Below are 8,424 nucleotides of genomic sequence, written 5' to 3' on the forward strand. Positions count from 1 at the left end.
CCTTCTCCTGTTCGCCGTTCACAGCATCCCGGCCCGCAGGGCGAAGGCCACCGCGTGGGCGCGGTTGCGCAGCCGGAATCGTCGCGTGATGTCATGCACGACACTGGTCACCGTTCGCGTCGAGTAGCACAGCTCCTTGGCGATCTCACCGGTCTCCCGGCCCTCGGCGATCAGCCGCAGCACCGCGCGCTCCCGGTCGCTGATGTTCGAGGCCAGGGCGCCGGCCGGAACCGCCGGCGCGGCGAGCAACCGGTCGAGCATGTCCGGCGAGACCGTGCAGTCCCCCTCACCCGCGGCCAGCACGGTGCGGGTGAGCCGCTCCGCGGTCGCCTCCCGCCGCCGAAGCAGGCCGCGCGCACCGGCCGCGATGGCTCGCAGCGCGTCAGCCGGCTCCACCTCGGGTACGACGAGCACCACCTCGGGCCGGTCCGCGCCGGTGCGGACGGCCCGCACCGAATCCAGCGCGTCCTGGCCCAGATGGTCGACCACCAGGACCGTGACCGCCGCCTTCTCCCGCGTCGTCACCACCGCGATGTCCGGGCACCCGAGCATCGCGCTCGTCACGCCCGCCTCCAGCACGGGGTCGGTCGCCATGACGTTGACCCACATCGGTTCGCCCATCACGCCTCCTTCGTCGTCACGCCGGGGCGTGGCGTCGGAATGTCCTGGCCGGAGGGTTCCGCGACGAACTAACAGGTCGCTGTCGAGTCGCTGTCGGCTCGCTGTCGGCCGCCGACGCAGCCTGATAGCGAGCATCGACTCGCCATCGTCGGGTCAGCGCCGGTCGCCCTGCCCGTGAGGCGACGGCCGACCCGGCGCGGGCAGCCTTCCGGTATGTCTGCCGACTCTTCTCTGCGAGCGATCCGCGCCGCCGTGTCACATTGACATCCGTCGTAGACCCGGACGCGAATCAGAGAAGTCAGGGTCGGTACCGAAAGATCGCCGAATCAGCAGGACGTGGGTGAACCAGTGATTAGTTCTGACGTCAGTGACATTGCCGCAGACCTGGCGGCGAACGCCACTCTTCTGGAGATCGCCGAGAATCTGGGGCTTTCGCCGCTACTCGATCGGGGGACGCCGTTCACGCTGGCCGAGGCAACGACCGCGACCGGCGTACCCGAAGCTCGTGCACTGCTTCTCCTGCGCGCCATGTCCGTCGCCGGGCTGCTGGAGCGCGACGCCGAGACCGGGCCGTTCACGCCCTGCGCGGAGCTGGCGGACCGGCGGTACGAGGCCGGCTACCTCTCCTGGTCGCTCAGCGCGAACCGGCCGTACATCGATCACGCGGAGCGGTTTCTGCGTGAGCCGGACACGGCCGGCCGCCAGCACCAGCGCGACGGCAGACGGGTCGCGGTGTCGTCCCGCTGGATCGGCTCGCGCGGTTTCTATCCCGGGGTGCTGTCGGAGATCATCAGCCGCAAGCCCCGACACATCGTCGATCTCGGCTCCGGCGCGGGCGCGCTGCTGATCCGGCTGCTGACCGAGCTGCCCACCAGCACCGGCGTGGCCCTGGACCTGAGTTCCGGAGCGTGCGAGGAGGCCGAACGCGCCGGTCGCCACGCCCAGGTGGACGACCGGCTCACGGTCGTCAACCGGTCCGTCGAGACGCTCGTCGACGACCCCGCACCTCTCGACGGCGCGGACATCATCCATGCCGGCTTCGTCATGCACGATGTCGCTCAGCAACCCGAGGTCTTCGCAGGCGTCCTGCGGGCCTGCCGCGAGCACCTCGCCGACGGCGGCTGCCTGGTGGTCACCGACGCGGTGCCGTACGTGGACACGCCGTGCGAGCGCGCCTTCAGCGCCCTCTTCAGCTACCTGCACGAGAGCTCGATGGGCGTACGGCTGCCGACCGAGGACCGGTGGTGCGAACTCTTCCGGCAGGCCGGGTTCTCCGCGGTGGTCAGCACCCCGCTGGGAATGCCCGGGAGCCGCCTCTTCGTGGCCACGCGATGAGCCGGAGCGGCGGGGCGGCGACGCTGGCGCAAGACGATGCCGAACGCATGGCCATGGCCCTGTACGAGGCGCGGAGCAACCGCGTGCCGATCGCTCCGTTCACCGATGCCTGCCCCACGCTCGACGCGGCCGGCGGATACGCCGTCCAGCGCCGGCTGACCGAACTGCTGATCGCCGACGGTGACCGGGTGATCGGCTACAAGGCCGGACTCACCTCCGCCTCGATGCAGGAGATGTTCGGGGTCCACGCCCCGGACTACGGCCCGGTGTTCGCCTCGACCGTCCGCGCGGACGGTGCGTGCTTCGCTCGCGGCGAGTTCATCTCGCCGAAGGTGGAAGCCGAGATCGTCTTTCGGCTGGCGCGGCCGTTGACCGGGCCTGGCGTCACCGTCGAGCAGGCCCACGCGGCGATCGGAGAGGTCATCGCCGGTCTCGAGATCGTCGACTCCCGGATCACGGATTGGCGCATCCGGCTGGGCGACACGATCGCCGACCTCGCCTCGAACGGCGCGGCCGTCCTGGGACGCTCGATCCCGGCCAGCGCGGAGCTGGACTACCGGCTCGTGCGAATGGCCTTTCGTCGCAACGGGGAGTTGGCCGCGTCCGGTCGGGGCGCCGATGCCCTGGGCAACCCGGTGGCGGTGGTGGCGCTGCTGGCGAACCTGCTGGGCGAAAGTGGCGTCACGTTGGAGGCCGGCCAGTTGATCATGACCGGCGCCCTGCACGCCGCGGTCCCGTTGAGCCCCGGTGACACCTACACCGCCGAATTCGATCATCTGGGCGCGGTCACTCTGCACGTCACCAATACGTAGTCCCGACGCGGGTAGGAAGGTGATCTCCTCGATGAACTCAGAACGACGGCTGTCAGCCGGGGTGCTCGGCGCCGGGCTCATCGGCGTCGACCTGGCGGTGAAAGTCGAGCGGTCCGCTGCACTGGACCTTCGCCTCGTCGCTGGTCGGACGGCCGACGGCCCGGGCCTCAAGCGGGCCGCTCGGCTGGGGCTGCCGGCCGCCAGCCGGGGTCTGTCGTCACTTGCCGACCTCGACGAACCGCTCGACGTGGTCTTCGACGCCACCAACGCCGGTTCGCACGCCGAGCACGCCGAGGCGCTGGCACCGCTCGGCACGTTGCTGATCGACCTCACGCCCAGCCGGATCGGGCACATGGTCGTGCCCACGGTCAACGGCGCGGAGGTCGCCACACACCGTGACCTGAACATGGTGAGTTGCGGTGGGCAGGCATCCGTGCCGATCGTACGAGCGATCACCCGAGCCCACCGCATCGACTACGTGGAGGTGGTCGCGACCGCCGCGACGCTCAGCGTCGGCCGCGGGACCAGGCTCAACCTCGATGAGTACGTGGAGACCACTCAGGACGCGCTCCGCGAGTTCACCGGCGTCGGGGACGTCAAGGCCATCCTCAACGTCAGCCCGGCGCGTCCCCCGGCGACCTTCAGGGTGGCCATGTCGCTGGTCGGCGAGGGACTGACCCACGAGTCGGTGTACCCGCTCGTGGCGTCCGCCGCCGCCGACGTCCGTGCCTTCGCCACCGGCTACACCGTGACGAGTTGCATCGTGAACGACGACAAGGCGTTCGTCGCCGTGGAGGTGACCTCCTCCGGCGACCAGATACCCGCCTACGCGGGCAACCTCGACATCATCAACTCGGCTGCGATCCGGGTCGCCGAGCGACGTGCAGTGGAACGCCGACCGATCGAGGCCATGGAGGTCGCGTCATGAGCCAGCAAGCCGCGGAAAGTTCGCCGAGACAACCGATCCTGATCCACGATCCGACGCTGCGCGACGGGCACCACGCCGTCCGCCACCAGCTCGGGCGGGAGCAACTTCGGGCGTACGCCGCCGCCGCCGACGCCGCCCGGGTACCCGTCGTCGAGGTGGGACACGGCAACGGCCTGGGCGCCTCGTCCCTGCAAGCCGGCCGAGCCCTGCTCAGCGACGAGGCGATGCTGTCGGTGGTCCGGGACGCGTTGACCACCACCAAGCTCGGCGTCTTCATGCTGCCGGGCTGGGGCACGACCGAGAGCATCCGGCTGGCCGTCTCGTACGACGTGGACATCGTCCGTATCGGCACTCACTGCACCGAGAGCGACCTGGCCGAACGGCACCTCGGGCTGCTGCGCGACGCGGGCGTCGACGCACACGGCGTGCTGCTGATGAGCCATATGGCCAGTCCCGAGCGCCTGGCCGAGGAGTGCGCGCGGCTCGTCGAGTTCGGTGCGACCGGTGTGGGCATCCTCGATTCCTCCGGCCACTACCTGCCGCAGGACGTGAGCACGCGGATCGCGGCCATCCGGTCCGCCGTCAGCGTGCCGGTGATGTTCCACGGGCACAACAACCTCGGTATGGCGGTGGCGAACTCCATCGCCGCCGCCGAGGCTGGCGCCACCATCCTGGATGCCTGCGCCCGGGGGTTCGGCGCGGGGGCCGGCAACACGCAGCTGGAAGTTCTCGTGCCCGTGCTCGAACGGCTGGGCTATGACACCGGCATCGATCTCTACCGGCTGCTGGACGCGGCGGACATCGCCGAGCGGGAGCTGATGCCCGCGCCGCCCACCATCGACTCGATCGGCGTGGTGAGTGGTCTCGCCGGAGTGTTCTCCGGGTTCAAGAACCGGGTGCTGGACGTCGCCGCCCGCGAGGGCGTCGACCCGCGCGACGTCTTCTTCGAACTGGGCCGCCTACAGGCGGTGGCCGGGCAGGAGGACCTCATCGAGGACGTGGCGCTCGCGTTGCGTGCCGGGTCCACGGGTCAGCTCGAACAGGCGGCGAGCCATGTTTGACCAACTCAAGAGCATCCTGGTCGAGGATCTGCAGATGCGGACCGAGGACGTCGTGGCCACGGCCGATCGCGTCGAGGTCGGCCTCGACTCCCTCGCCGTGGTCGAGCTGTCGGACCTGCTCAGCAAGCGGCTGGACATCCACGTCTCCGACTACGAGCTGCTGGAACTCGCGACGGTTGGTGATATCGCCGAGCTGGTCGCGGAGCGATGTCGTGCGTGAGGCCGCGGAGCCGACCGCCGGAACGTCCCAAGCCGTCACCCGGACCCTGTCGCGTAACGAGTCACCGCACGTACCGTTGCCGGACATCGTCGCCGCGGTCGCGGCGAGCAGCCGGGACGTCAACCGCTACCCCGACCCGGCGTGTGCCGACCTGACCGTGGCGCTCGCCCGGCGGCACGGTGTCGAACCGGATCGGGTGGCGGTGGGCGCCGGATCCTGTGCGTTGCTCCAGGCGGTGTTCCAGCTCGCCGGGCCGGGTGCGACGGCCGTGTACGCCTGGCGATCCTTCGAGTACTACCCGATCCTCGCCGGCCATCTCGGGGTCCACTCGGAGCGGGTGCCCCTCGCCGACGACGTGCACGACCTCGCCGCCATGGCCGGTCGCATCACCGCCACGACCCGGCTGGTCGTCATCTGCAACCCCAACAACCCCACGGGTACGCTGCTCGGCCCGGACCGGCTGCGCGCGTTCCTCGATCGCGTCCCGCCGACCTGCCTGGTCGCCCTCGACGAGGCGTACTTCGAGTACGTCGACGAGCCGACGGGCACCGAAGGTCTCGCGTTGTGCGACCGGTATCCCAACCTGGTGGTCCTGCGTACGTTCTCGAAGGCGTACGGCCTGGCCGCGCTGCGGGTCGGCTATCTCATCGGCGCGGCACGCGTCGTGGCGTCGCTGCGCGAGATGACGCTGCCCTTCGCGGTGAGCGCGCCGGCTCAGCACGCGGCGGTCGCCGCCCTCGCCCGTGAGGACGTGCTCCTGACGCGGGTCCGGCAGACGATCGCCGAGCGGACCCGGATGCGCGCTGCCCTGCTGGCCGACGGCTTCGCGGTCCCGGCCAGCCAGGCCAACTTCCTGTGGCTCGCGCTCGGCGAGAACGCGGGCCCGCTGGGCAGGTGGTGTGCCCGGGCCGGAATCGAGCTGCGGGTCTTCGACGGGGAGGGCGTCCGGGTGTCGCTCGGTTCGCCCGCGGACAACGACGCGTTCCTCGCGGCGGTACACCAGTGGCGCGTCCGCGACGCACCGGACCTACTCACGACTGGAGCGCTGAGATGATGCCCGAGAACACCGCCCTTCACCGGAGGGTGATCGTCGCGCCGGGGATGTGCAGCGGCGGCTCTCTGATCTTCGGGCGGATCGGCGACTGGACGTGGGAATCGGTGGCCGAGACCTGCCGCACCAACGTGCACGCCGCCCGTACCGCCGAAAGCCAGCCGACCTACCTCTCGTTCTACTACTACCGGGTCCGGGGCGGGAAGCTCGTCCATCCGCACGGCTTGGCCTTCGGTGACGAGCTCGAGGTGACGTCGAGGGTCTTCCAGTTCGGCGGCGGCTCGGTCCTGACGTTGCACCGGCTCGCGCCCGCCGGCTCCGGCCTCGGCACCGCGTTCCTCGACCCGGCGGAGGTCTACGAGACGCCGGACCCGGAGTGCATGTACGCGGAGACGCTCAACCGGTGGATCGCACGCGGCAACCCGGGCAGCAACCGGGTGCTCTCCGAAACCGTCCCCGACGGCTTCGACAACACCGACCTGCCGCGACTCCCCAATCAGTTCTCACCGCGTACGCTCGTCGGCCGCGCCCGCGGTGCGGGCAGCTTCCTCACCCCGGCGCCGCCGGGATTCGCGGTCGCCGGGGGCGAGCTGTCCTTCGAGTACGCACTGGACGCCGTACGGGACATCAACGGCGCCGGGCTGGTCTACTTCGCCTCGTACTTCTCGATCTTCGACACGGCGCTGTTGCGGCTGTGGCGTGGGCTCGGCCGCAGCGAGCGGCAGTTCCTCCAGCGGCGGGTGATCGATCAGAAGGTGGGCTTCTTCGGCAACGCCGACCTGGGCTCGCTCTTCACCGTCACCGCCCGGAGATGGCAGAACGTCAGCGACCCGCTCTCCGAGATCGCCGACCTGGAACTGCGCGACGCCGCCAGCGGTCGGCTGCTGGCCGTCGCGGCGATCGAGACGGAAACCCCGTCGACGCTGGCCTGAGGACGGCGTCGACCCGACGGACTGCGAGCCCGGCCGGCGCCCCACCGGCCACCCTGATGGGCGCGGTCGCGAACCTGCGACCGCGCCCATCAGCGCATACCGGCACCAGGGAGCTTCCTCCGCGTCGGCACACGGTGCTGTCCGGGCCGACGTCGGCCCGGACAGCACGTCCTTAGGGGCGGGCTACCGGGCAGCTGCCGTCGCAGGCTCGGGCTGCGGGCTGGTCAGCGCCACCGGATCGACGTGCCGCAGTGCCACCACCAGGTTGACCGCGGCGAGGGTGGACAGGGTGGCGAGGACGAGCAGGGTCGTCGTCACGCCGAAGCGGCCGATCGCCACCCCGCCGGCCAGGAAGCCCAGCGGGCCGGCGATGTTGCTGATGGTCATGACCGCCTGGATCACCTTCGCCCGGATGTCCGCCGCGAACCGGGTGGCCAGGATGCTGAAGAACGGAGCGTTGGACAACGGAAGCGCCGCACCGGACACCGCGAGCGCGGCGACCAGGACCGGCACCGGCACGTCGAACAGCAGCACCCACCAGGGCAGGACGAGCTGGAAGGCGGCCAGCCCGAAGACCATCGTCGGGGACAACCGGCTGCCGATCAGATAGCTGACGGCCGCCCCGGCAATCGCGCCGGCGCCGAAGCCGGAGAGCAGCAGCCCACCGACCCTGGCATCGCCGGCGAAGCGGGCGAACGCCAGCAGCGGCAGCGCGAGCATCAGGACCCGCATGAGGAAGCCGAAGCTGACGGTCGTGACCATCACCCGTCGCAGGAAGTCGTCCCGCAGCAGTGCGCGTACCCCGGCCAGGATTCCCGAATGGTCCGGGGTCTGCCGCTCCTGCGGAGCCGGCGTCGCCCGCCGCGTGCGCGGGACGAACCACCACAACAGCAGACCCGACACCGCCGAGGTCACGGCGTCGAACAACAGCACCTTCTCCGCGCCGAGCGTCGCGATCAGCACGCCCGCTATCGCCGGGCCGGCCAACGCGGCGATGTTGAAGCATCCTTCCAGCACGCTGTTCGCCCGCATCAGCGCCTTCGGGTCCGGACCGGCGAGTTCGGTGGCCAGGTCGCGTTGCGCGGCGAAGTAGGGCACTCCGAGTACGCCGATCACCGCGACGATCGTCAGGAGCAGGGCAAAGCTGAGCAGACCCACCGCGGCCAGCGCAGGTATCGACGCGATGGCCACGAACTGCGCGAAGTCGATGACCACCATGGTGCGGCGTGCGCCGTACCGTTGGATGACCTCGCCGCCCGCGAATCCGAGCACCGCCATGGGCAGCACCGAGACGGCGAAGACCAGACCCGCCCGCGGTGCCGAGCCGGTGCTCTCCAGCACCAGCCACGGCAGCGCGAGCGTCGTCATCTGGGTCCCGACGGCGGACCCGGCGCCGGCGGCGTACACCGCCGCAAGGGCCCGCCGGGTGACGCCCGGTGCGGGAGATGGCGCGGTCGACATACC

9 protein-coding genes are annotated in these 8,424 nt (G+C 70.5%); 7 read left to right on the forward strand and 2 right to left on the reverse strand.

Annotated elements, in window-relative coordinates; translation table 11 throughout:
- Positions 1–18 precede the first annotated feature (18 nt).
- Positions 19–621, reverse strand: a complete 603-nt coding sequence (locus tag ACN269_RS08720; RefSeq protein WP_421471956.1) for a response regulator transcription factor — start codon at positions 619–621, stop codon at positions 19–21.
- Positions 622–969: 348 nt separating this feature from the next.
- On the opposite strand from ACN269_RS08720, the gene ACN269_RS08725 reads away from it, so the two are divergent.
- Genes ACN269_RS08725 through ACN269_RS08755 form a run of 7 tightly spaced genes read left to right on the forward strand, consistent with a single transcriptional unit; the run spans position 970 to position 6,960 of the window.
- The gene (locus ACN269_RS08725) at positions 970–1,956 is read left to right on the forward strand and encodes a class I SAM-dependent methyltransferase (protein WP_421471957.1); all 987 of its coding nucleotides are present in this window, start codon (positions 970–972) and stop codon (positions 1,954–1,956) included.
- A gap of 47 nt (positions 1,957–2,003) precedes the next feature.
- On the forward strand, positions 2,004–2,768 hold the full coding sequence (locus tag ACN269_RS08730) for a 2-keto-4-pentenoate hydratase (RefSeq protein WP_421471958.1): 765 nt from the start codon (positions 2,004–2,006) through the stop codon (positions 2,766–2,768).
- A 31-nt stretch (positions 2,769–2,799) separates the two neighbouring features.
- Entirely contained in the window at positions 2,800–3,696 is an 897-nt protein-coding gene (locus ACN269_RS08735; RefSeq protein WP_421471959.1) for an acetylating acetaldehyde dehydrogenase, read from the forward strand.
- Entirely contained in the window at positions 3,693–4,757 is a 1,065-nt protein-coding gene (gene dmpG / locus ACN269_RS08740; protein ID WP_421471960.1) for a 4-hydroxy-2-oxovalerate aldolase, read from the forward strand. The genes ACN269_RS08735 and dmpG overlap by 4 nt, the downstream gene beginning before the upstream one ends.
- A complete protein-coding gene (locus ACN269_RS08745) occupies positions 4,750–4,977 on the forward strand; it encodes an acyl carrier protein (RefSeq protein WP_421471961.1) in 228 nt (75 codons plus the stop codon). The genes dmpG and ACN269_RS08745 overlap by 8 nt, the downstream gene beginning before the upstream one ends.
- Entirely contained in the window at positions 4,970–6,031 is a 1,062-nt protein-coding gene (locus ACN269_RS08750) for a histidinol-phosphate transaminase (protein WP_421471962.1), read from the forward strand. The genes ACN269_RS08745 and ACN269_RS08750 overlap by 8 nt, the downstream gene beginning before the upstream one ends.
- Entirely contained in the window at positions 6,028–6,960 is a 933-nt protein-coding gene (locus tag ACN269_RS08755; RefSeq protein WP_421471963.1) for an LnmK family bifunctional acyltransferase/decarboxylase, read from the forward strand. The genes ACN269_RS08750 and ACN269_RS08755 overlap by 4 nt, the downstream gene beginning before the upstream one ends.
- 183 nt (positions 6,961–7,143) lie before the next feature.
- On the opposite strand, the gene ACN269_RS08760 is transcribed toward ACN269_RS08755, so the two are convergent.
- Positions 7,144–8,421 carry an MFS transporter gene (locus tag ACN269_RS08760; protein ID WP_421471964.1) on the reverse strand — a complete coding sequence of 426 codons (1,278 nt, stop codon included), beginning with the start codon at positions 8,419–8,421 and terminating at the stop codon, positions 7,144–7,146.
- Positions 8,422–8,424: the final 3 nt, after the last annotated feature.

This window comes from Micromonospora sp. WMMD736 (genome assembly GCF_049179015.1).
In the GTDB taxonomy this organism is placed as follows: domain Bacteria; phylum Actinomycetota; class Actinomycetes; order Mycobacteriales; family Micromonosporaceae; genus Micromonospora.

Bases quoted from the DNA above. Each gene is read 5' to 3' on its own strand.
- ACN269_RS08720 (WP_421471956.1), bottom strand. From the start codon at position 621: ATGGGCGAACCGATGTGGGTCAACGTCATGGCGACCGACCCCGTGCTG.
- ACN269_RS08730 (WP_421471958.1), top strand. From the start codon at position 2,004: ATGGCCATGGCCCTGTACGAGGCGCGGAGCAACCGCGTGCCGATCGCT.
- ACN269_RS08735 (WP_421471959.1), top strand. From the start codon at position 2,800: ATGAACTCAGAACGACGGCTGTCAGCCGGGGTGCTCGGCGCCGGGCTC.
- dmpG (WP_421471960.1), top strand. From the start codon at position 3,693: ATGAGCCAGCAAGCCGCGGAAAGTTCGCCGAGACAACCGATCCTGATC.
- ACN269_RS08745 (WP_421471961.1), top strand. From the start codon at position 4,750: ATGTTTGACCAACTCAAGAGCATCCTGGTCGAGGATCTGCAGATGCGG.
- ACN269_RS08755 (WP_421471963.1), top strand. From the start codon at position 6,028: ATGATGCCCGAGAACACCGCCCTTCACCGGAGGGTGATCGTCGCGCCG.
- ACN269_RS08760 (WP_421471964.1), bottom strand. From the start codon at position 8,421: ATGTCGACCGCGCCATCTCCCGCACCGGGCGTCACCCGGCGGGCCCTT.